At 46.9% G+C, this 22,398-nt stretch carries 22 protein-coding genes and 1 riboswitch; of the genes, 20 read left to right on the top strand and 2 right to left on the bottom strand.

Annotated elements, in window-relative coordinates:
- The 7 genes from REC12_RS15620 to cydC all read left to right on the top strand — a co-directional run.
- On the top strand, positions 1-862 hold an 862-nt coding region (locus tag REC12_RS15620; RefSeq protein WP_308896060.1), incomplete at its 5' end, for a flavoprotein.
- The gene (locus REC12_RS15615) at positions 853-1,146 is read left to right on the top strand and encodes a EutN/CcmL family microcompartment protein (protein ID WP_308896059.1); all 294 of its coding nucleotides are present in this window, start codon (positions 853-855) and stop codon (positions 1,144-1,146) included. The genes REC12_RS15620 and REC12_RS15615, both read left to right, overlap by 10 nt.
- 88 nt (positions 1,147-1,234) lie before the next feature.
- Positions 1,235-1,888, top strand: coding sequence for a EutQ-related cupin domain-containing protein (locus REC12_RS15610; RefSeq protein ID WP_308896057.1), 654 nt, complete (start codon positions 1,235-1,237; stop codon positions 1,886-1,888).
- 488 nt (positions 1,889-2,376) lie between these two features.
- Positions 2,377-3,765, top strand: a complete 1,389-nt coding sequence (locus REC12_RS15605) for a cytochrome ubiquinol oxidase subunit I (protein WP_308896056.1) — start codon at positions 2,377-2,379, stop codon at positions 3,763-3,765.
- Positions 3,756-4,760: a cytochrome d ubiquinol oxidase subunit II gene (cydB, locus tag REC12_RS15600; RefSeq protein ID WP_308896054.1), complete on the top strand. Its 1,005-nt coding sequence runs from the start codon at positions 3,756-3,758 to the stop codon at positions 4,758-4,760. The genes REC12_RS15605 and cydB overlap by 10 nt, the downstream gene beginning before the upstream one ends.
- A 191-nt stretch (positions 4,761-4,951) precedes the next feature.
- Positions 4,952-6,703, top strand: coding sequence for a thiol reductant ABC exporter subunit CydD (gene cydD, locus REC12_RS15595; protein ID WP_308896053.1), 1,752 nt, complete (start codon positions 4,952-4,954; stop codon positions 6,701-6,703).
- On the top strand, positions 6,700-8,427 hold the full coding sequence (gene cydC / locus REC12_RS15590; RefSeq protein ID WP_308896051.1) for a thiol reductant ABC exporter subunit CydC: 1,728 nt from the start codon (positions 6,700-6,702) through the stop codon (positions 8,425-8,427). The genes cydD and cydC overlap by 4 nt, the downstream gene beginning before the upstream one ends.
- On the opposite strand, the gene REC12_RS15585 is transcribed toward cydC, so the two are convergent.
- Positions 8,406-9,758, bottom strand: a complete 1,353-nt coding sequence (locus tag REC12_RS15585; protein WP_308896049.1) for a DNA recombination protein RmuC — start codon at positions 9,756-9,758, stop codon at positions 8,406-8,408. The genes cydC and REC12_RS15585 overlap by 22 nt on opposite strands.
- 306 nt (positions 9,759-10,064) lie before the next feature.
- Positions 10,065-10,177, top strand: a riboswitch (TPP riboswitch).
- 80 nt (positions 10,178-10,257) lie between these two features.
- Between REC12_RS15585 and thiD the strand changes: the two genes are divergently transcribed.
- The 10 genes from thiD (at position 10,258) to REC12_RS15535 (ending at position 19,217) form a co-directional block, all read left to right on the top strand.
- Positions 10,258-11,061 (top strand): bifunctional hydroxymethylpyrimidine kinase/phosphomethylpyrimidine kinase, encoded by an 804-nt coding sequence (gene thiD, locus REC12_RS15580; RefSeq protein ID WP_308896047.1) that lies wholly within the window; start codon positions 10,258-10,260, stop codon positions 11,059-11,061.
- Positions 11,058-12,278: a putative hydroxymethylpyrimidine transporter CytX gene (cytX, locus tag REC12_RS15575; RefSeq protein WP_308896045.1), complete on the top strand. Its 1,221-nt coding sequence runs from the start codon at positions 11,058-11,060 to the stop codon at positions 12,276-12,278. Before thiD ends, cytX begins: the two co-directional genes overlap by 4 nt.
- On the top strand, positions 12,254-13,066 hold the full coding sequence (thiM, locus tag REC12_RS15570) for a hydroxyethylthiazole kinase (RefSeq protein WP_308896044.1): 813 nt from the start codon (positions 12,254-12,256) through the stop codon (positions 13,064-13,066). Before cytX ends, thiM begins: the two co-directional genes overlap by 25 nt.
- Positions 13,059-13,691, top strand: coding sequence for a thiamine phosphate synthase (gene thiE / locus REC12_RS15565; RefSeq protein ID WP_308896043.1), 633 nt, complete (start codon positions 13,059-13,061; stop codon positions 13,689-13,691). The genes thiM and thiE overlap by 8 nt, the downstream gene beginning before the upstream one ends.
- 212 nt (positions 13,692-13,903) lie before the next feature.
- Complete coding sequence (locus REC12_RS15560; RefSeq protein WP_308896042.1) at positions 13,904-14,641, top strand: SDR family NAD(P)-dependent oxidoreductase; 738 nt, start codon at positions 13,904-13,906, stop codon at positions 14,639-14,641.
- Between the two features lie 35 nt (positions 14,642-14,676).
- Complete coding sequence (locus tag REC12_RS15555; protein WP_308896039.1) at positions 14,677-15,816, top strand: GDSL-type esterase/lipase family protein; 1,140 nt, start codon at positions 14,677-14,679, stop codon at positions 15,814-15,816.
- 1,098 nt (positions 15,817-16,914) lie between these two features.
- A complete protein-coding gene (gene deoD, locus REC12_RS15550; protein ID WP_308896038.1) occupies positions 16,915-17,628 on the top strand; it encodes a purine-nucleoside phosphorylase in 714 nt (237 codons plus the stop codon).
- A gap of 36 nt (positions 17,629-17,664) precedes the next feature.
- Positions 17,665-18,471, top strand: coding sequence for a DUF3786 domain-containing protein (locus REC12_RS15545; protein ID WP_308896036.1), 807 nt, complete (start codon positions 17,665-17,667; stop codon positions 18,469-18,471).
- A 144-nt stretch (positions 18,472-18,615) separates the two neighbouring features.
- Positions 18,616-18,936, top strand: coding sequence for a heavy metal-binding domain-containing protein (locus REC12_RS15540; RefSeq protein ID WP_308896034.1), 321 nt, complete (start codon positions 18,616-18,618; stop codon positions 18,934-18,936).
- A gap of 35 nt (positions 18,937-18,971) precedes the next feature.
- The gene (locus REC12_RS15535) at positions 18,972-19,217 is read left to right on the top strand and encodes a hypothetical protein (RefSeq protein ID WP_308896032.1); all 246 of its coding nucleotides are present in this window, start codon (positions 18,972-18,974) and stop codon (positions 19,215-19,217) included.
- A gap of 68 nt (positions 19,218-19,285) precedes the next feature.
- Here the strand turns inward: REC12_RS15535 and REC12_RS15530 are convergent, their stop codons facing one another.
- Positions 19,286-19,495 (bottom strand): hypothetical protein, encoded by a 210-nt coding sequence (locus REC12_RS15530; protein ID WP_308896030.1) that lies wholly within the window; start codon positions 19,493-19,495, stop codon positions 19,286-19,288.
- Positions 19,496-19,688: 193 nt separating this feature from the next.
- On the opposite strand from REC12_RS15530, the gene REC12_RS15525 reads away from it, so the two are divergent.
- The 3 genes from REC12_RS15525 (at position 19,689) to REC12_RS15515 (ending at position 22,122) form a co-directional block, all read left to right on the top strand.
- A complete protein-coding gene (locus REC12_RS15525; RefSeq protein WP_308896029.1) occupies positions 19,689-20,153 on the top strand; it encodes a MarR family winged helix-turn-helix transcriptional regulator in 465 nt (154 codons plus the stop codon).
- Positions 20,134-21,603, top strand: a complete 1,470-nt coding sequence (locus REC12_RS15520) for an MFS transporter (protein ID WP_308896027.1) — start codon at positions 20,134-20,136, stop codon at positions 21,601-21,603. Before REC12_RS15525 ends, REC12_RS15520 begins: the two co-directional genes overlap by 20 nt.
- Positions 21,604-21,771: 168 nt before the next feature.
- Positions 21,772-22,122, top strand: coding sequence for a toprim domain-containing protein (locus tag REC12_RS15515; RefSeq protein WP_308896024.1), 351 nt, complete (start codon positions 21,772-21,774; stop codon positions 22,120-22,122).
- Positions 22,123-22,398: the final 276 nt, after the last annotated feature.

Here is a 22,398-nt window from a genome sequence, read left to right as displayed (position 1 = left end):
GAAGCAAGAACAGGAACGAATCGCCGCTCTCGTCCGGGAACTCGTAGAACAGCTGCTGCAGACCCCGGCCCTGCAAACTCTTCTGCAGGAATTAGGGGAGAAAGAAAACCCGGCCCTTCCCGCCCAGCCCATCCCCCCGCCAACGCCCGAAGCTCTCGGCTTACTCAACTATGCGCCGGACACGGCCGCCATCCGCACAGCCCTGCCCCCAAACTGGGGAGAGACCTACACGTTGTACCTTCTTCCCTGCGCAAGCCGGGAGGCGCAGTCTCTGGACCTGGCGGAAGGTCTGAAGCGCATCAGCCCGCAGGAAGCTCTGAAGCGCGAGTGGCAAAGCCTCTTCCTGCCCACCTGTTCCCTCAACACCATAGCGAAAATGGCCTTAGGGCTGCGGGACACTCCCTTCAGCGAACTCCTGGGCCGGGGGATCGCCCAAGGCATTCCCGTGGAACTGGTCAGTAAGAATCTGGAGTTAAAGTTCCCAACCCCGCCGGCCTACCGGGCGCTGTATGAGAGCTACCTGAAGACCGTCCGGAGCTATGGCGTAAGAGTCCGTCCCGGCTTAGCCGCTGACAGCTCTCCAGCCCCGGATCTCCCGGTCCGGCAAGACCTGAGAGAAAGGCAGGAAACCCCGGCAGGCTTCCCGGCCACTCCCAAGCCGCCGGAGCAGCCCGTAAACGGAGGAGAAAGCATCGTCCGCTTCAGCAAAAAGTATCTTGCCGATAAAGACGCTCAGAGCTTTCCCGAAGGCGGGAAAGTGCTGGTTGAGCAGCGCACTGTCGTCTCGCCGCTGGCGCGGGACACCTTGAGACTGAGGCGGATCGAGCTTTGTCAGGAGAAGGGGGGAGGAGGATGCTATTAGCGCGAGTCATAGGGCACGTGTGGTCAACACGCAAAGAAGAATCCCTGCGGGGCTTGAAATTTCTCGTCGTGCAGCCGGTTACGCTGGGCTATGATGAAGAGGGGAAAGCCGAGCTGAGAGAGCACGGACATTCCCTGATAGCGGCGGACCAGATCGGAGCGGGAGAGAGCGAACTGGTCATGGTGGCCGGCGGTTCCTCAGCCCGGCAGGGGCTGGCCAACAGCAGCATTCCCATAGATGCCCTTATTGTTGGCATTATTGATAAAGAAACCTTTGAAACTTAATAGAGCACAAAGCGCTTATAATCCGGACCTCGAATCATTAGCTTGACCACGAACCTCAAATATCGAATATCGAATCGGAGGTGCCTTCATGGGACGATTTATCTCGGCGGCTGTTTTGCGTGACCTGGCCAAAGCGGATAAGCATATTGTTTTGGACGAAGATAGTGTCCTTACCCCTTCCGCCAAAGATCTGGCTAAGGAGTTGGGGATCACTATTGCCAAGGGACGGCAGGAAATCATCAGTCAATCTGTCCTGGGGCAAACGCCGGGCACTTTGCCGCTGTCGTCCGCTCAGCCTGTTGAGAAGCCGGCCTGCGAGTTTTTGGACTCAGACTTAAAAAAGACAGTGCAAAAAATCGTGCAGGAAGTTCTCAAACCTGCCTGTGCCAATCCCCGCGCCACCCACGTTCAAGGAGAGAACGTAGTCATTCAGCCATTTCCGGAAGCTCCGCCGGGGCAAAAGGTCGGATTGGTCGATGTGATCAGTTCCCGGGAAGGCAACTTGTGTTCCGGTTTTATGACCTTTGACCATTCTCAATTGCCTTGGTTCTTGAACTATGATGAAGTCGATTATGTAATAGAAGGGGAGTTTGTGCTGGAAGTTGAGAACAAGGTCTTCCGGGCTAAAGCAGGGGACGTGGTTTATATTCCCAAAGGGAGCAGAGTTGTCTTCTCATCACCGACCTTTTGTAAGGTGTTTTACGCAACCTACCCCGCGAACTGGGCAGATTTTTGCGAATAAAGCCCCCTGATAGTTTGACGAAACTATAATCTGAAAAGTGTTCAAGAGACCAAAGCTGGTTCTCCTTTAACTAAGGATCACCAGCTTTTGAATACTTATTTATGTGCCAAGAATTGCTTTAGCCTGCCGTTGGGCGGCTCGCTTAAAACCCTGTGCTTTAAGCGCAATCAGATCTTTCAGCCGGCCGCAGGTCGGAATTTATGGGCTGATATGGCATCTGCCCGTGTAGGGGTTGCATTTTTTCTTTAAAGGATGGCCTTAAGAATATACCATATTAGGGGAGTCTCCCAATAAATAGAACGCAGATAAGCGCAAAAGCATATTGACTATTATTTGTAATTAGTTTAATATTAATTAAATAAATACTACATAAATTTTGACTGCTGAAAAGAACACGTTTAGTTGCAAACGAAAGGGGGATAGAGGGAATAATTGCTCAGCCAAAAAGTATACAATTATTAAGCTATTTTTAAAACGGAGGTGCAGTGATGACTGAACTCATTTTATCCAGACTGCAATTTGCAGTGGTCTCATCCTATCATTTTTTATTTGTACCTTTAACCCTGGGCTTGAGTGTTTTAGTGGCCATCATGGAAACATGCTATGTGCGGACCGGAAATGAGACGTATAAAAACATGACTAAGTTTTGGGGGAAATTATTCCTGATTAACTTTGCCATGGGCGTTGTAACCGGATTAGTACAGGAATTTTTATTCGGCATGAACTGGTCGGAGTATTCCCGTTTTGTCGGTGACATCTTTGGAGCGCCTTTAGCTATTGAAGCTCTGCTGGCTTTCTTTATCGAATCTACATTCTTAGGCCTCTGGGTTTTTGGCTGGGATAAATTGTCCAAAAAGGTACATGTTTTGACGATTTGGCTTGTCGCTATTGCCAGCAATCTATCGGCACTTTGGATTTTGATTGCCAATTCTTTTATGCAGGAACCTGTCGGCTATACTTTGCGGAACGGCAGGGCGGAGATGACCGATTTCCTGGCCTTGATTACCAACCCTCATATTTTTTATCAGTTTCCGCATACCGTACTTAGCGGTTTTGTTACCGGTGCCTTCTTTGTCCTGGGAGTCAGTGCTTACCATTTATTGAAAAAGAACCATCTGGAAGTTTTCCGGCGCTCGTTTCAGATTGCCGTAATTTTTGGTTTAATCAGTACTTTGGGGGTTGCGGGAGCAGGCCATTTACAGGCCATGCATCTCGTAAAAGCACAGCCCATGAAAATGGCCGCCGCAGAGGCTCATTGGGAGACGGAGAATCCGGCCGGCTTGTTGTTAGTTGCTTCCATTGACGAGCAAAACCACAAAAACAATTTCGGGATTGAAATTCCCGGCTTGTTAAGCTTTCTTTCCTACAATAGTTTCACCGGGGAAGTTAAAGGAATGAACGAACTTCAGGCTGCCGAAGTCCAGCAGTATGGTCCGGGCAACTATATCCCGCCGGTGACTCCTTTGTTCTGGAGTTTCCGAATTATGTTAGCGGCGGGAGTGTGGTTGATTTTAGTCGCCCTCCTGGGACTTTACCTCTATAAAACGAAGCGTTTAGACCAAAAAACCTGGTTTTTGAAAGTCTTGCTTTGGACAATTCCGGTGCCCTATATTACCAATACCCTGGGCTGGCTCATGGCCGAAGTTGGACGTCAGCCCTGGATTGTTTATGGATTGCAAAAGGCAGAGGCAGGGGTATCCACCTCGGTTTCGGCCACATCTATCCTAATTACTTTTATTGGCTTCATTCTGATTTATGGAGTCTTGGCGGTAGCCGATGTTTACCTCCTGCTTAAGCATATTAAGAAAGGTCCGCAGGCGGTTGGTGCGGAAGAATTGCCAATTAGTGAAGTAAAGGGGGCGTCTTTGTGGACTTAAACATCCTTTGGTTCATACTCATAACTGTCTTGTTTGTAGGGTTCTTTTTCCTGGAAGGATTTGATTTTGGTGTGGGGATGCTGCTTCCTTTCCTGGGAAAAAACGATGCGGAGCGCCGGGTAATCATCAATACGATTGGACCTGTCTGGGACGGGAATGAAGTCTGGATGATTACGGCAGGCGGAGCCATGTTTGCCGCCTTTCCCAACTGGTATGCTACCTTATTCAGCGGTTTTTATCTTGCTTTGTTTCTGGTTTTGTTTTCCCTGATTATCCGCGGCGTGGCTTTTGAGTTCCGCAGCAGCGACAACAGCCCCCGTTGGCGTTCCAGCTGGGATTGGCTGATTTTCATCGGCAGTTTCCTATCGGCGCTTCTCTGGGGAGTTGCCATGACGAATATAGTTAAAGGAGTGCCGATCAATGCTAAAATGCAATACGTTGGCAGTTTCTTTACCCTGCTTAATCCCTATGCCATCGTCGGCGGTCTGACCACCTTATTGGTTTTCCTGCTGCACGGTGCCCTCTATCTCAATTTGAAGACTACAAAGGAAATTGCGGAGCGAACAGCGAACATTGCCAAGAAGATAGCTTTGCTTGCACTCCTGGTTGTTCTCCTTTTTGCAGGCTTAACCTATTCCCAGACAGATCTGTTTGCCAGTACGGGAGCGGCGATTGCCTTGCTGGCAGCCGGGGTGGCCCTTGTTTTGACTAATATCTTAATACGTTCCCGCAAGGCGGGGTGGGCCTTTGCTGCCAATAGCTTAACCATTCTTTTGTTTACGGTAGCTCTGTTTTGGGGCCTTTTCCCTCGCGTCATGGTTTCCAGCCTGAATCCCCAATGGAGTTTAACTATTTATAATGCCTCGTCCAGCCCCTACACCCTGAAAATTATGACGATTGTCGCCTTGACCTTAGTTCCGATTGTTCTTTTATATCAGGGCTGGAGCTACTGGGTCTTTCGCAAACGCATAACGGAAAAAGACCTTCACTATTAATTTGATATCCTTTAGAATGAAGGGGCAAGATGAGTCTTGCTCCTTCATTTTTAATCCCATCAGGAAAGGGTGTCAAGACAGTGTTTTTGGGCGCCGGCCAAGTGCTTTTAAGGCGCCGAGGATGATGCTGGATAGACGAGCAGGAGACTGTGAGTGAGGACTAAGTATCTGACAACTAAGGAGATGGCAAAGTGTTCGATAAACGATTGGCTGAAGAGGGAAGACCGGTCCGGAAATATTTGCTGCTCACCATCGGAATAAGTATCGCAGGCGCTTTCCTGGCGGTTGCCCAAGCTTGGTTTCTCTCCCAAATCATTGCCGGGGTTTTTTTGGAGAGAGCCACCCTCAAGATGGTCTGGCATCCCCTTTGTTTAATTCTCGCAATCATCCTGCTGAAGTCGGTTCTTCAGTGGAGCGCTGAAATATGCGCTCACGAGGCGGCCTCCGGAATCAAAGCGAGTTTAAGGTCCCGCTTAATCGGCCAGGTTGTCTCCTTAGGACCAGTATACGCTCGCGGTGAGAGAGCGGGAGAGCTAATTACAGTCATAGTGGATGGGATTGAATCTCTGGAAGACTATTTTGCCAAATATCTCCCCCAACTGCTTTTGGCCGCGGGAATACCTCTGCTTATTTTAGGGTTTGTGTTTCCTCAAGACTGGAAATCCGGCTTAATTCTGCTTTTGACAGGACCTCTCATTCCTGTTTTTATGATCCTGATTGGCAAGCTTGCTGAGAAAAAGTCTTTGGAACAGTGGCAAAGCTTAAGCCGGATGAGCGCTCATTTTTTAGATGTTTTGCAAGGCCTGACGACCCTTAAGGTCTTTGGACGAGCGAAAGATCAGGCGCGAGTGATCTCCAGAGTGAGCGAATCCTTTCGCCTCGCCACACTGCGTGTTTTGCGGATTGCTTTTTTGTCGGCCTTTGTTTTAGAGCTTCTTGCCACGCTGAGTACGGCTTTAGTAGCTGTCTCCATCGGCTTAAGGCTGGTTTATGGAACTCTTTCTTTTTCCGTAGGCCTCTTTCTTTTACTCCTTGCCCCTGAATTTTATACCCCCTTGAGGACTCTTGGCCTGAATTTTCATGCCGGCTTGTCCGGAGTAAACGCCGCGAGGCGGATCTTTGAGATCCTGGATCTCCCTGTGGCGGAAAAACAAACTAGTGAAGGAATTGACAGCCAAAAGATCAATCTCTCCTCCAGCCGAGAGGAGTCGCTTATTTCTTTCAGACAGGTAAGCCTGACTTATGAAGAAGGAGAGACTCCGGCTTTAAAAGAAATCAATCTTTCTCTGGGGTCGGGAGAGAAAATTGCCCTGGTCGGGCCAAGCGGAGCCGGCAAATCGTCCATTGCTCAACTCTTATTGCGCTTTGTTAACCCTTCAGCAGGTAAAATTCTGGTTCAGGGGCAACTGCTTGAAACAATTTCCTTAGAATATTGGCATGAACAGATTGCTTATGTTCCCCAAAATCCTTACCTTTTTTCAGGGAGTATTGCGGAAAATATCCTGATCGGCAAACCTTCCGCAACCATGGAAGAACTTAAGGAGGCGGCACAACAAAGTTCAGCCCACCAATTTATTATGAAACTGCCCGAGGGGTATCAAACACTGCTGGGAGAGGGAGGGACACGCTTGAGCGGCGGACAGGCGCAAAGGCTGGCAATTGCCAGGGCCTTTTTGAAAAATGCCCCGCTGCTCATTTTAGATGAAATGACATCATCCCTCGACTCGGAAAGCGAATATGCAATCCAACAGGCTTTACAGCGTCTTTTGCAGGGCAAAACTGCTTTAATCATTGCCCACCGCCTGACTACGGTTCGTCAGGTGGATCGGATTTTCGTCATGGAGCGGGGGGGAATTATAGAGCAGGGTAATCATGAGGAATTAATGACTAAACAAGGACTCTATAGCCGTATGGTCTCAGAATATCGGGGTGAAGCGATTTGAAAAGCATGAAGTGGTTAATCCGCCTGATTTTGCCGTTTTGGCCCCGCATCCTGCTGGCTGCAGTGTTAAGCACGCTGACGATCACGAGTCATATCGGCCTTATGGCTACCTCGGCGTATCTTCTGTCCCGGGCGGCCCTGCACCCGCCCCTCCTCGATTTAATGGTAACTATTGTCGGGGTGCGTTTTTTTGGACTTTCCCGGGCAGTTTTCCGCTATTTAGAACGTTACTTGTCTCATGATGTGACCTTTCGTGTTTTGAGCAAAATCCGGGTGAAGTTTTACCAAGGGCTGGAACCGCTGGCCCCGGCTCGTTTGTTAAACTTTCGCAGCGGAGATCTGCTGAGCCGGATTGTGGCGGATGTGGAAACTCAGCAAAATTTTTATCTGCGCGTGTTAGCGCCGCCAATTGTGGCAGTATTTGTCCTCTTGGGGTATGGGTTGTTTTTGGCCCGCTACGATGAACGGTTTTCCTTTATTCTGGCGGCTTGCTTTCTGGCGGGGGGAGTGGGAATTCCCTCTGTGATTAAAATCCTGAGCCGGGGAAGCGGGCAGCAAGCCGTTGCTTTAAAAGCAGAGCTTGCTGCCTTGGTGGCCGACACCCTCTTGGGAATGACAGAGCTTTTAGCTTATGGTCAAGCCCAAGCGCACTTGAACAAAATTCAGAATACAGATCGTAAATTGAAATCCGCACAACGCAACATCCTGTGGCTTTCGGCCTTTTCTTCCGCTCTGACCGCACTGGTTGCCAATCTGGGCCTCTGGCTCATACTCATTCTGGGAATCCTCCTTGTCGAACAGGGAAAGGTGAACGGAGTCAACCTGGGAATGCTGGCCTTAGGAAGCTTTAGCAGCTTCGAAGCGATGTTTCCCCTGGCTCTTGTTCCTCATCATTGGGAGCAAAACCGTGCCGCTGCCGAGCGTTTGTTGGAGTGCATCGCCGCTGAACCCGCCGTTCGGGATAAGGAGACCAATCCTCACAAGCTTGCAGATACGACACTCATATTGCAAAATGTGAGCTTTCGCTATGAACAAGACGAACCATGGGCTTTAAAGCAATTATCGTTTCAGGTTCCCCACCGGGGCAAGGTGGCCATCGTTGGTCCAAGCGGGGCCGGCAAAACTTCAGTGGTAAATCTTCTTCTCCGTTTTTGGGAATATGCTCAAGGAGATATTATACTGGGCGGACACTCGCTGCGTGAATATTCGCCTGAAGAGGTCCGGAATTTTATCGGTGTAGTGACGCAACGAACTCATATCTTTAACGCTACTATCCGTGAGAATCTGCTCATGGCCAAACCTGAGGGGACGGAAGACGAACTTATGCAAGCGGCCCGGCAGGCTAAGCTCCATGACTTCATTTTATCTCTGCCTTCAGGATATGACAGTTACGTCGGAGAAGGGGGATTTAAGCTTTCAGGAGGGCAGAGACAACGTCTGGCAATCGCGCGGGTTTTATTGAAGAACGCTCCGATTTTAATTCTCGATGAGGCCATGGCCGGCCTTGATCCCCTGACTGAACGGGAAGTCAGGGATGAAATTTATCAGCTTGCGGAAGGACGCACCACCTTGATGATCACCCATTCTCTTTTGGGTTTGGACAAAATGGATGAAATTCTGGTTCTGGAACATGGGCAAATAGTTGAACAGGGGAAACACGCCGAGCTCCTTAAACACTCCGATTTCTATCGGAAGTTGTGGAGTTACTTGAAGCCGCCTGAATAAGCAGCCTCCTCTTCGCTTTCTGTCTCCGGTTCTAAAAGCAAATCAGCTTCCTTGGCCGGCAGAGTCTGCACGTCTTTGAGCTTGCGCGCGATGCTCCGGGATTTTCGAGTTGCGGTGTCGATAGTGTTACTGGCTTCCTGCAGCTTCTTTTGGGTTTTTTCCAAGATGTCCACAAACTTGCCAAATTCGGTTTTTACCGCGCCAAGTAAGCTCCACACTTCGCTGGAGCGTTTTTCGATAGCCAAGGTTCTGAAGCCCATTTGCAGGCTGTTCAGAAGAGCGGCTAAGGTGGTGGGGCCGGTAATAATGACTTTATAGTCGCGTTGCAGCAATTCGCATAAACCGGGTCGACGCAAAACTTCGGCAAATAATCCTTCAACAGGTAAAAACAAAATGGCAAAATCCGTAGTGTTGGGAGGATCAAGGTATTTGTCGTGAATACTCTTGCCTTCTGACTTTAGGCGGGTTTCCAACGCTTTCCCCAATTCTTCGCTGCGGGAGAGATCCGCTTGCTCTTGTGCTTCCATTAACCGCTCGTAGTCTTCCAAGGGAAATTTGGCGTCAATAGGCAGCCAAAGTATACTGTCATGACCATCTCGTGCCGGAAGTTTTATAGCATATTCAACCCGGTCGTTACTGCCGGCTTTCGTTATAACGTTTGTAGCAAATTGGTCGGAGGTGAGGATTTGCTCCAACAAATTTCCCAGTTGAATCTCTCCCATGATTCCTCTCGTTTTAACATTCGATAAAACCTTTTTCAAATCTCCGACGCCTGAGGCCAGAGTCTGCATTTCTCCAAGCCCCTTGTGTACTGCTTCAAGCCGTTCACTGACTAATTTAAAAGATTCGCCTAAGCGCTGTTCAAGTGTAGAGCTGAGTTTTTCATCGACTGTGGCCCGCATCTGGTCTAATTTTTGAGCGTTATCCTGCTGGATATGAAAGAGCCGTTCCTCCACGGTTTGGCGCAGGCGTTCCAATTTGAGATCATTGTTTTTGGTGAGAGAACCTAGCTGAGCGGAAAAAATGTCCAATTGGCTGCGCTCAAGAGCAGCGATTTCAGACATGCGCGCCAGTATGGAATCGTTGAACGAATGGACGGTCTGGATAAGCTCTTCCCGGGCCTGGCGGGCATTAAGAGTTGATTCCTCCCGATTTTTCGCAATTTCCCCCTGAACAAGCCGCTCGCCGCGTTCAAAACTTTTTTCAAGCAAGTCAAAGTTGCTGTGCAAGCGAACAAGGGAGTTCCTTGAGGAACGATAGAGCAAAAGAAGATGCAGAATTAATGATATGCCGGCAAGAACAGTGAGAGCGATAAGTATTGGGTTTTCCATCAGGTTGCCTCCTATAAATATTCTTAATCACAGTAATACATTAACACATTCTGAAGACAATTCTTTGTTCAGGGAAAATAAAATTCCATGTTTTCTCTATCAGGACCTTTTAGCTCAGTTAACGTTAAGCCGGATCTATAATCTATAGATAAGAGGGTGCCGTAAGCTTAGAGAGCACGGTCCAATCTGCCCGGGGCTTAGTGCGCAGTGCTGATTTCATGTTACCGCCTTGAAAAGTCGCGGATTGCAGAAATTTTTTTAAAGTTGACTTTAAGGGTCTTCCGTGTTAGATTTAAAAAAAGTACATACCGTAGGCAGGGGAGCTGGAGAGGCCGGCTGAGATTTAGACCCGGGGAAGTCTAAGACCCTATAAACCTGATCTGGATAATGCCAGCGTAGGTAAGCAGTTTCTTTTGAGGCACGTTTTAAGAGCTCAAATCCTATTCTGGGGGTTTGAGCTTTTTGGCATGGAGAATTTTACAAGACAAGGAGAAGGACTATGAAAAAATTACTGACCATCGCCGGTTCCGACAGCAGTGGGGGAGCGGGGATTCAAGCCGATCTCAAAACGTTTTCCGCTCATGGAGTCTTCGGCATGAGCGTTATTACTGCTCTAACTGCTCAAAATACGCAAGGAGTTTTTGCCGTACAAGACATCTCCAGGGACATGATTGCCGCACAAATCAAAGCTGTTTTCGAAGATATTGAGGTTGACGGAGTTAAGATTGGCATGGTTTCCCAAATCCCGACCATTGAGGTGATTGCCGAAAGGTTGCGGCTATATGCTCCTCAGATTATTGTGGTCGATCCGGTCATGGTATCGAAAAGCGGTTATCATTTGCTGAACCCCGAAGCGGAGTCAGCCTTAATTCGTGAACTTTTGCCTTTGGCTACAGTTGTAACTCCTAATATTCCTGAAGCTGAGGTTATGACCAAAATGACAATCCGGACACTGCCCCAAATGGAAGATGCCGCCAAAATGATTCAGCAAATGGGCGCCAAGAACGTTCTCCTCAAGGGGGGGCACATGGAAGGGGCTTCTACGGATATCCTTTATGACGGTCAAAGCTTTAAGTACTACACTGCTGCCCGGATAGCGACCAAGAATACTCATGGCACAGGCTGTACTCTGTCGTCAGCCATAACCTCTAACCTTGCTTTAGGCTATCCGCTGCATGAAGCTGTCTCACAAGCTAAAGACTATATTACCATAGCGATTGAACATGCTTTGGATATTGGCAAAGGTGTGGGGCCTACCCACCACTTTTATTCACTTTACAAGAAAGCGGGAATTATTAAGTGAGTACATCAGCAGAAAACAATCTGACTTGGTTTAACTTCACAACCCTCTGGTTTGGCGCCGCCATCTCCGTCGCTGAAATCCTGGCCGGGGGATTGCTGGCACCTTTAGGCTTTAAGCTGGGGGTCATGGCCGTCTTATTGGGACATCTTGTCGGAACGACTCTTTTGGTGCTGGGAGGAGTCATCGGCACTAATGAACGCATTCCTGCTTTAGTCTCTACCAGAATTTCCTTCGGGCAATATGGTTCCTATATATTCTCCGTCTTAAATGTTTTGCAGCTCTTGGGCTGGACGGCTGTTATGATTATCGTAGGGGCGAGATCCCTTAATAATATTACAAAATTATTGTGGTCTTTCGATAATCTCGCGATCTGGAGCTTAGTGATAGGGGCTTTCAGTTTTCTCTGGGTTTGGTTGGGAAAAGACAGCGGCTGGAAAAAGACCAATCATATTGCCGTAATCTTGTTGTTTCTCTTGACAATTGTCTTAAGCGTGCTTATTTTCCGCAGCCACAGTTTGTTCAGCAGACCAGTGACCGGGGACATGACTTTTGGTTCCGCTTTGGAATTAGCCGTGGTTATGCCTTTGTCATGGCTGCCTTTAATTTCCGACTACACTCGTTTTGCCAAGACAAAACAGGGGGGAGCCGGAGGAAGCTGGCTGGGCTACTTTTTGGGCAGCAGCTGGATGTACATTATCGGCTTGGGGTCTGCGATTATTTCCTCCAATCCGGACCCGTCGGCAATGCTTCTGGCGGCTAATCTTGGCATCGCAGCTTTAGGCATTATCATTTTAGCAACAGTGACAACTACCTTTATGGACGCCTATTCCGCAGGAGTAACTTTATTGAATATTTTTCCTAACTTAAATGAAAAGAAAATCGCTCTCATCATGACGGTCATTGGTACAGGGTTAGCCATAATCGCGAATATTGATCAATACCAGAATTTTCTTTACGCTATTGGCTCAGTGTTCGCGCCCTTATTTGCTGTTCTTCTAACAGATTATTTTATATTCAAAAACAAAACCATCCAAAAAGACCTGTTGGTCAACTGGGCAACTTTGTTTTTTTGTATCCTGGGAACGGTTCTCTATTATCAGTTTATTAAGTTCGATTTCTTCTTTGGCTCGACCATACCGGTAATGCTGCTCGTTAGCATACTATATTCTTTAACATGGAGGCTGACAAAGTCATGGAAATACGTGAAAAAATCTTAACAAATCTCAGAGCTGTCAAAGAACGAACTCCTTTGATACACCACATCACTAATTATGTGACGGTCAATGATTGCGCCAACATAGTACTTGCCCTGGGAGGGTCCCCAGTGATGGCAGATGATCAGGAAGAAGTTGCCGAAATGGTGGGATTTGCTTCTGCCTTAGTGTTGAATATTGGAACCTTGAATTCCAGAACAATTGAGAGCATGCTGCTAGCAGGCAAACGGGCCAAAGAATTGGGGGTTCCTGTCGTCTTGGACCCGGTAGGCGTCGGGGCAACCCATTTGCGGACAAATACTGCCCGAAAACTTATACAAGAGCTAAACCCCGATGTCATTCGCGGAAACATGTCGGAAATCTGTGTCTTGGCCGGAGAAGAGGTTGCCATTAAAGGTGTGGACTCTCTCGCCGATGAGCAAAACGGTGCTGTTATCGCCCAAAAGCTCGCTTCAAGCTTAAAGTGTGTTATTGCCATCACCGGCAAAACGGACGTGGTTTCCGACGGCGAACAGCTCTGTTTACTGGACAACGGGCACCGGATTTTGGCAGATGTCACAGGGACCGGGTGTATGACCTCCTCTTTAGTTGGCACCTATTGCGGAGCCGCTAAAGATTATTTCTCGGCGGCAATTGCCGGCATTGCAACAATGGGCTTGGCTGGGGAAATTGCTCAGGCCTCTCTCCGTCACGGAGAAGGGATCGGAACCTTCCGAGCCAGATTGTTCGATAGTATTTATCATCTGACCCCTGAGCAACTGGCTCAAGAAAGCAAGGTCCGTCATGAGTAAAATGATTCCGGATTATAGCCTGTATCTGGTCACAGACCGCATTCAACTCGGCCGGCGCGATTTAGCTCACAGTGTGGAACTAGCTATCCAAGGCGGGGTAACTCTTGTCCAGCTGCGGGAAAAATCCCTGTCGACCCGTGAATTTTTAGACATAGCCTATGAAATAAAAGAGATCACTGCCCGTTATAATATTCCCTTGCTTATCAACGATCGCCTGGATATTGCCCTGGCCGTAGATGCCGACGGCCTGCATATTGGTCAGGATGACCTCCCGCTGCCTAAAGCAAAGGAACTTTTCCCCGATAAAATAATCGGTGTCTCTGCCAGCAGCTTAGCAGAAGCTCTTTTAGCTGCCGAACAAGGTGCCGACTACTTGGGAGTCGGGGCAATGTATAGCACCGCGACCAAGACTGACGCCAAACTAGTCAGCCTTGAAGAATTGGCACGCATTAAAAAATCTGTGACAATTCCTGTTGTAGCAATTGGGGGAATTAATCAGCAAAATCTTCAACAACTTATGGCTGCCAAGATAGATGGGGTTGCAATTGTGTCGGCCATACTGGCTCAAAATGATATTTTTCAGGCTGCCCGTGACTTTCAAACGCTTATCAAAGGAAACCGCTAAAATTACTGTAAGTAAACAAAACGGAGCTCTTAAGGGTTCCGTTTTTACTTATTTAAATTTATTTAGAGGAACTTTTGCTCAGGGAGCTTTGCGCTGCAACGTTTTTTTACGGCTGGAATTAGGCTTGTAGAGTCTTAAACGGTGAGTTATACTTGAAGCCATACATACTTGACAAGATATTATCACAGGATAAACTTTGAGGAGGAATCTGCATGCTGCAGGGAAAGATTGCTTTAATAACTGGCGGAGGGACTGGGATTGGCAGAGCGATTGCTCTGATTCTCGCCAAGTCGGGAGTTGATGTTGCGCTTAATTATTCTCGTTCGGAAGCGGAAGCTGCGAAGACATGTGCTGAGGTCCAAGGCCTGGGTGTTCGCTGTTTAATATATAAGGCCGATATATCTAAGGATGCCGAAGTCAGATCAATGGTGGACAAGGTCACAGCCGATTTTGGCAAATTGGATATTCTTGTCAACAACGCAGGTATGACACATTTTGTGGACCATGCCGATCTCGAAGGCTTAAAAGAAGAGTATTGGGATGATATTATGGGGGTCAATGTGAAGGGAACGTTTTTTTGCTCCCGGGCTGCGGCTCCTGAACTTAAAAAGACTCGTGGGTGTATTGTCAATATGGCCTCGATTGCCGGTCTTACCGGTTTGGGCAGTTCTATTGCCTACTCAGCTTCTAAAGCCGCATTAATCAGCCTCAATAAATCTTTAGCCCGGGTTCTTGCTCCGGAAGTCCGTGTCAATGCCGTTGCCCCCGGTATTGTGCAAACCCGCTGGGTTGAAGGTAAGGATGAGCATATCGCTCACCTTGCGGCAGGTACTCCCTTGGGGCGGGTAGCAACTCCTGAAGATATTGCTGAAGTTGTTTACTCCCTGATTGCTCATGCGGGTTTCGTAACCGGGCAGACAATTGTCGTTGATGGGGGGAACTTTATTTAAGCTTTGAACAGACAGGTAAGAAGGAGGGAACTCTGGTGTTGCGCAGATTGCTGGTTGTACTAATAATAGTTTGCCTAATCAGTTTTCCCATGAGCATGCTCTTACCTCTGTCTGCGGAAGCTCAGGCGGACAGTTCCGGAGATTATATTTCTTTAGGGGATTCCATAGCTTATGGCTTTAACGCTCCTTCGGGTCAGGGGTACTCCGATCTTTTCTCTGCTTATTTAAAGGGCAGACCGGAATTAGCCGGATTGCAGTTTGCCAATTTAGCACATCCCGGGGATGAAAGCAACGACCTCTTGGCGAAGCTTCAAAACAGTGCCGCTGCCCAAAAGGATTTAAGCCAGGCCCGTGTCGTAACCATAAGCATCGGCGGCAACAATCTTCTGGGGCCGGTGATTCGCGCCTTAGCTGAAGTATATCACCTTGACCCGTCAGATCCGCAATTATACTCTGAACTTGGACAAGCGCTGAAAGCCGACAAAGCCTTGGCAAGTACCCTTTTTCAACTTGCCCTGTCGGGGAACATAGAGACGGAATTAGATACCGGCGTTGCGACGTTTAGGACGGATTGGCCCCAAATTCTCCAATCTGTTCAATCTCTGGCTCCCGGCAGTCAAATCTACGTCCTTAATGTTTATAATCCCTTTGCTCAGGACAATCCCTTTTTTTCTCTCGTTGATCCCTACATCCAGCAAATAAATAAGATTATTGAAACCGGTCAAGGGTATTCTTATGCTGATATTTATACCTGTTTCCTCCAGGAGTCCGCTCAGAAACCTTTAAATTACGATTTATTGCAGGGCAATTTTGACCCTCATCCAACCCTGCAAGGACATCAGCTCATATTCCAAAGACTTTCCGCCTTATTCGAACTGGCCAATGCAACGTCCTGGGGCAACAAACTGAAAGTGCCATCCGACAAAAAGTGGATCATTAAATTTAATGCCTCCTTAGCTCAAACAGCGCCGGACTTTGTTCAAGTGTTTACTCCCGGCGGCATCTCGATAAGTACCTTGGTAACGCCGGGAGATCAGCCCAGTTCACTGGCAGTAACTCCACCTTCAGGGGGATATCCGCCGGGTTCCTATTCTCTTTTGATTCGGAATGGCTTACCCGCTCAGAACGGTACGAGGCTGGACGAAGGCGTGCGTATGAACTTTACTGTGGAATAAAAAGGCACTTGACAGGAGGTTAAATTTGATTATACTATAACTATAGAGATCAAATAGTTAAGTTCAGTCATAACGTTGGGGTATGCTAGGGGATGTTTCGATTCATCGGAAGTTCGGCATTGCATTCCGTAAAGTCAGTGCTGAATTCGAAGAAGGCGGAACTACCTAGAAGAAGGTAGTTTTCCTTGTTTTTACAGACAATTTTCCCGCAAAGTTCCTCCGTGTTTCTCTGTTTGAGTAAGTCTGAGTGATTTTTCCTTGGTGAGTTGTCTATACGTTGATTCTGTTAGGAAATTGGTCCGGATTTCAGAGAATTGCCCCTAAACACATTTCATCAGAAGTAGTGGAGGATTTGTCGAGATTAGTTTTGTTAACCTGTTTTTCCGATTCACATTCAGTCAATAAAGGTTGTTGAAGATTAATCCAGAGCCGTTTATCCATTAATTCTGGGGGAACTTTGCGGGATTATATCTTAGACGCTAAGCCACTTAACAAGTGGCTTCTTTATTTTACAGTCAGTCAGAAAGTTATAACTTCGTTACCTAGTTTCTTCCGGCAGAAGTTATCAGAGCAACCCGGCAAGCGCCTGCAGCGGCAAGTTTCTTTTAGCTATTACTTTTGTTACCTGAATTTACCACCCGGCAAAGCAATACAAACTGCCTTTAATCATGTATAATATTCGCAAGGACAATTGTCCTTCAGTCTTTTTCATGTAATATTCTCTTTGTCCCTCCGGGACAGCATAATCGGAGGGAACCTTTTATAATCCGTTTCTGATTTCCACAAAAGGCTTCGCCACAGACTCCCGGAGATTCCTGCAAAGGAATCTCTTTTTTTGACCTTTCTTGAGAAATTCTTGATACAATTCCACTAAAATATTGACAATTCTAGTGTATGCTAAGAGTATAGTTTTACTTAAATAGATAAAGGCACATGAAAAAGATGAGAGGCCGTCCTTGCTGTGGGGCGGTCTTTCGCTTTGGCTAAAAATGGCCAGAATGTCACTGGCAGGAATTTCGTATTGTGGACAGATTAGGTTTGAATCGGTTAAAATAAGAATTAAGCAAAATCGCTGTTCTCAAAGGAAGGAGAATTTAAATGAGTATACATATTGGGGCCCAACCAGGAGAGATTGCCAGCACAATTCTTTTACCCGGCGATCCGCTGCGGGCGAAATTTATAGCCGAAACGTTTCTGGAAAATCCCGTTTGTTACAATGAAGTAAGAGGGATGTATGGATTTACGGGGACATACCAAGGGAAACGAATTTCTGTTCAGGGTACCGGAATGGGAATGCCTTCGATATCAATTTATGTCAATGAGCTTATTACGGAATATAAGGTTCAGAATCTAATCCGCATCGGAACTTGCGGAGCTATGCAGGATGACATCCATCTTAAGGACGTAATTTTAGCGATGAGCGTTTCTACGGATTCCAGCATGAACAAGCTGAGGTTCAACAACATGGACTTCGCACCTACCGCCGACTTTTCGTTACTCCTGAAAGCCTATAATCATGCGCTGAAATTAGGAGTTCCGGTTCGAGTGGGGAACATCTTGAGTACGGACACCTTCTATGGCGATCAACCCGATGACTGGAAGCAATGGGCCAAATTTGGAGTTTTAGCTGTAGAAATGGAAGCGTCAGCCTTATACACCCTGGCGGCTAAATTCAATGTCAAAGCCCTCGGAATTATGACTGTCAGCGATAGTCTTGTTACACACGAAATTACAACAGCCGAAGAACGCCAGAAAACCTTTCGCAGCATGATTGAGATCGCCTTAGAAACGGCACGGGAATTGGCGGATTAAGACCTGTTCCCGTATTTCGGGGGAGGGGATGGTACAATGGCTTTAGATAATCCTTTGGCGATTTATAAATTGCTCCCTAAGTCAAATTGCCAACGTTGTGGGGTGCCGACATGTTTGGCATTCTCCGCCGCGGTGATAAAAGGGGACAAGTTCCTTAAGGACTGCCCGCATCTGGACAGCCGTAAAATCAGTCAGTTTGAAGGAAAAATCATTCGGCAAACGTCTCCTGAAGAACGATCAAAGCAAGTGCTCGAACCTTTGAAAAAAGAACTAAGGACGGTGAATTTCTCAGCCTCTGCAGAGCGCTTAGGGGCCGCGCTGTCCCATAATAAATTAACTGTTAAATGCCTGGGAAAAGACTTTACCGTTGATGCCAAAGGAAATGTCAAGTCCGATTGTCATATTAACCTTTCGGTAATAGTTCCATTACTCAATTATATTATTTACTCTGCCGGGAATGAGCCTTCCGGAAAATGGGTTCCCTTCCGGGAGCTCAGCTCCGAAACCATATGGGATTCATTTTTCCTGCAAAGATTTGAAAAACCTTTAAAGGAACTTACAGATGCTCACCCGGATTTAATTGAGGACATGATTCATATTTTTCAGGGAAGACCCGTGAAAACTACCTTTGAGGCGGATATTTCCTTGGTTTTGCACCCTTTGCCTAAGGTTCCTTTACTGATATGCTACAGCAAGCCGGCAGAGGATCTGGAATCTCAGTTTAATGTTTTTTTCGATGAAACAGCGGGAACTAACCTTGGGGTCGATTCAATCTATAGGCTATGTGTCGGACTTTTAGGGATGTTTCAAAAGATTACTGAGAGGCACCTCAGATCTTCTTAAAGGAGATCCGCAGTTGAGGAACCTTCCTAAAGCATTGCCAAAATCTGATAACTTGTCTTGCTTTTGAGAATGCTTTAAAATGGTTTAAAGGACCAATTGACAAGCTAACAAATCTTAGTTGTTCCTAAAAAGGGAGGCAAAGGTATGATATTGACGACCACTCCGGCAATTGAAGGTCGACGTATTGCGTCATATTTGGGTATTATTACGGGCGAAGCTATTATGGGCGCTAACATCATGCGGGATTTATTTGCCAGTATTACAGATATTATTGGCGGCCGTTCCGGCGCCTATGAGGAAAAATTACAAGATGCGCGAAGTGTGGCTTTAAAGGAATTAGAAGAGCGTGCTGCCAGAATCGGTGCCGATGCAGTCGTCGGGATCGATTTGGATTACGAGGTAATCGGGCAAAATGGCAGCATGCTGATGGTCAGCGCCTCTGGCACCGCAGTACGGCTAGAATAGCATTTTCTGGTACTCTATCTCGGGGAGGGGGATTTATGTCCAAATTTTATAAACTTCTTTGGTCGATGCTGATTTTAGTGATCTTAGCGACAGTCATTACCTTCACTTTGGGATTTGTTTTAATTGGGGTGTCCTTAGCCGGTTTAATAGGGATTTATCGCTATTACTGGGGCCCCAAACACAGGGGCAGGTTTCGGAATCCTGCGGGCAATTTCTCTGCGGGAGAAGTTATTGATATTACCCCTAAGCCAACAGCAAACCATTTGAGGCTAAAACCGTGATTGCAGTGCTAAAAACAGTCTCCTCGCTCTGAGGAGGCTGTTTTTTTAGCTGGCTTAAATTCTGCAAGTTAGCGTGATCTTCGGAAAGACATGCGGGGAGTCGACTGAAGCCGGTTGGAAAGGTCGTCATAGGAGTTGATTCCCTTTTTAGCGAGAAAACGTTGCATCCCCGTTGGCATCGGCCGATTAGCCTGATTCAGGAACTGAGTATTCCCTCCGGCATCCTGGCCTCCGAGATCTCCGCCTTGATTAAACGAGCGATTTCTTCCGAGAAACATCTTTACGGCACCTCCTTAGTTACCATTATATGCCACAAAAAGAGAGTTTGTTTTAAGTTCCCAAAAATTACACTTAAAAATAGTTGAAATTGCAACTAATAGCTATTATAATTAAATGTTGTTGCCATTGAAATTATTTATTAACGATAATTGTCGTTATGATTAAGTTCTTTCTGACAAGGGAGGTGCAACTTTGAATCAGGAGTTTTCAATTCGACGCTATATTTCCACGCTTTATCGCTATGGCAATTCCCATATTGCTAAACGATTGGAATTTTTAAATATCGGCAGTGGTTACAGCATTTTGCTGACACTCTACCGCCAAGGTGGGATAAGTCAGGAAGAATTATCCGCAATCTTGAAAATCGATAAAGGTACAACAGCTAAAGCTACTAAAAAATTGGAAGACGAAGGCTATTTAAGCAGAGAAATTGACGTTAATGACAGACGCGCTTACAATGTTTTTCTTACCGCTAAGGGCTTAGAAGTCATCCCCAAAATTCAATCTGCTATCAAAGAGTGGGAAAAGATTATCACTTCCGGTTTTTCAGAAAAAGAAATTTATCTGGCCGCAGAGATTCTCTATAAAATGGCTGAAAATGCTTCAAAATTTAAAGTTGAAGATGAGGGGAAAGAAAATGAAATCACTGGATTATAAGTGGAAAGCACTGTCGTGCACGTCCCTTGGCGCTCTCCTTTCCGTGTTGAGCAGCAATACGTTAATTATCGCCTTACCGGATATCATGAAAGAATTACATGCCAGTATGAACGCCATCATTTGGACTATCATGATCTATATGCTGGCAATCACGATCCTTGTTCCTTCAATTGGCAGGATAGCCGATATGATCGGCCGCAAAAAACTGTTTGTCAGCGGATTTATTATTTTTACTATAGGGTCGGTCTTATCCGGATTTTCGGCAACAGCTTGGCAGCTTATTCTTTTCAGGCTGGTTCAATCGGTGGGAGGAGCATTGCTTTTGGCTGTGAGTACACCGATCGTCGCCGATGCCTTTTCCCGGGGCGAACTGGGAAAGGCGCTCGGCATCAACGGTATGATTATCAGCGTTGGTTCGGTTATTGGTCCGATTTTGGGAGGCGCTTTTGTCGCTATTGGCTGGAGATGGATTTTCTATATCAATCTTCCGCTAGGAATCATCGGAACCATTTGGGCATGGCGACAACTCCAAGAAGTCGAGCGGCTTCCGCAAAAGCAAAAATTTGACTGGTTGGGGACCTTGCTTTTTACGATTGGCATGCTTACCTTATTAGTAGCCCTAACTTTAGGCGGATTCAAAGGCTGGTTAAATGTCTCTACAGTTGTCTTGTTTGCTTTAGCCTTGTTTTTTATGGCAGCTTTTGTTAAAGTTGAAAGCAAAATTGCCGATCCCATGTTAGATTTAAGTCTTTTTAAAACCCGAATTCTGGCCTTTGCGTATACCAGTAACCTTTTAAACGGGATTGCCCGGGGTGCGGTAACTTTCTTGCTGGTCTTTTACTTTCAGGGGATAAAAGGCATTGATCCGGTCATGGCTGGGATTCTTTTAACACCCTTTGCTCTATCCATGATGATTATGGCTCCTATCAGCGGCAGGTTATCTGACCGCTATGGCTCCCGTGGTCTCAGTTCTGTAGGTCTGTTGATTTCAGCCTTTGGACTTATCGGTATGATGAAAATATCCGAGCACACTTCGATTATTGAATTAGCTATTTGGATGTTTATAGCCGGTCTCGGCTCCGGAATGTTTTTCTCGCCCAACACCAGTGCCATCATGGGAGCGGTCACACCTCAGAGACGAGGCATAGCAGGCGGCGTGCGCACTATGATGAACAACGCCGGCAGTGTGATCAGTATGGCGCTGTCCATGGCAATTATATCTTCGAGCATAACTCCGGAAGCTTTGCAGGGACTTTTTGCCGGCACTCAAGTTGGTTCACAAGGTATCGCCATAGCCCAGTTTATTGCGGGTTTAAGAACGGCATTTGCCATTTCCTTTTGCATGAGTCTTTTAGCCGCCGTTATTTCCTATATGCGGGGAAACGAGCCTTCAGTCTCAGGTCCGGAAAAGATTAACCAGATAAAAACACTTCCCGGAGCAAGCGAATAAACTTTAAAGGTTTAGGTTGTTAAACGTTAAACCATTCCTAACCCTGGATTTTCAAATGCTTTTAAGGCTATAACAGAAGGGACGGTCTGGGAATATTTCGCCGGCAAAGCGCAGACGCTAAATTAGATCGGCCATTAGGAAGTAAGATCAGAAAGTTTAGGTGGGTTAATGGGAAAAGTGATCATTGTTGAGGGGAAAAGTGACAAGCAGCGTTTGCAACAACTTCTGACGGAACCCGTTGAAATTGTCTGCACTAACGGCACGATAGGGGAAGACAAATTGGAAGAGTTAGTTGCGGAATATAGCGAGAATGAAGTGTTCGTCCTTTTAGATGCCGACTATTCCGGCGACAAAGTTAGGCGTTTGTTTAAACAGGACTTTCCTAACGTGCATCATTTGTACACCCACAGGATGTACCGGGAAGTGGCGACTACTCCCTGGCACGTTTTAGTTCAGATCCTGGAGGGAGCACATTTCGAAGTCCAAGTACCCGATGATGCAGACAATTGCGATCATTAAATCGAGAAGAAACAGCGGCTGTAACAGGTCTTTTTTGAGGATCTGTTAGGGCCGCTTTTAAATTGCAATCCTGACCAGTATGAGGGATTTCTCCCGGGGCTTGTACCAAGAATCTTACGCGCGTAAGATTCTTGGTACAAGCCCGGCCGGATTTGGGTCCGCGCTAGCTCGTTTTTATCTCCATCTGCCTGGTTTTAGCTCTTAATAAGATGTTTAGCGGCCAGCAGGGATTCCCCCTAAGAATTATTAAGTTTAGTAGGAATACGAAAGTTTATG

The sequence above is a fragment of the Candidatus Desulfosporosinus nitrosoreducens genome (assembly GCF_030954495.1).
In the GTDB taxonomy this organism is placed as follows: Bacteria; Bacillota; Desulfitobacteriia; order Desulfitobacteriales; family Desulfitobacteriaceae; genus Desulfosporosinus; species Desulfosporosinus nitrosoreducens.
The sequence above is the reverse complement of the archived record's forward strand: the minus strand, read 5'-3'. Positions and strand labels throughout refer to the sequence as shown.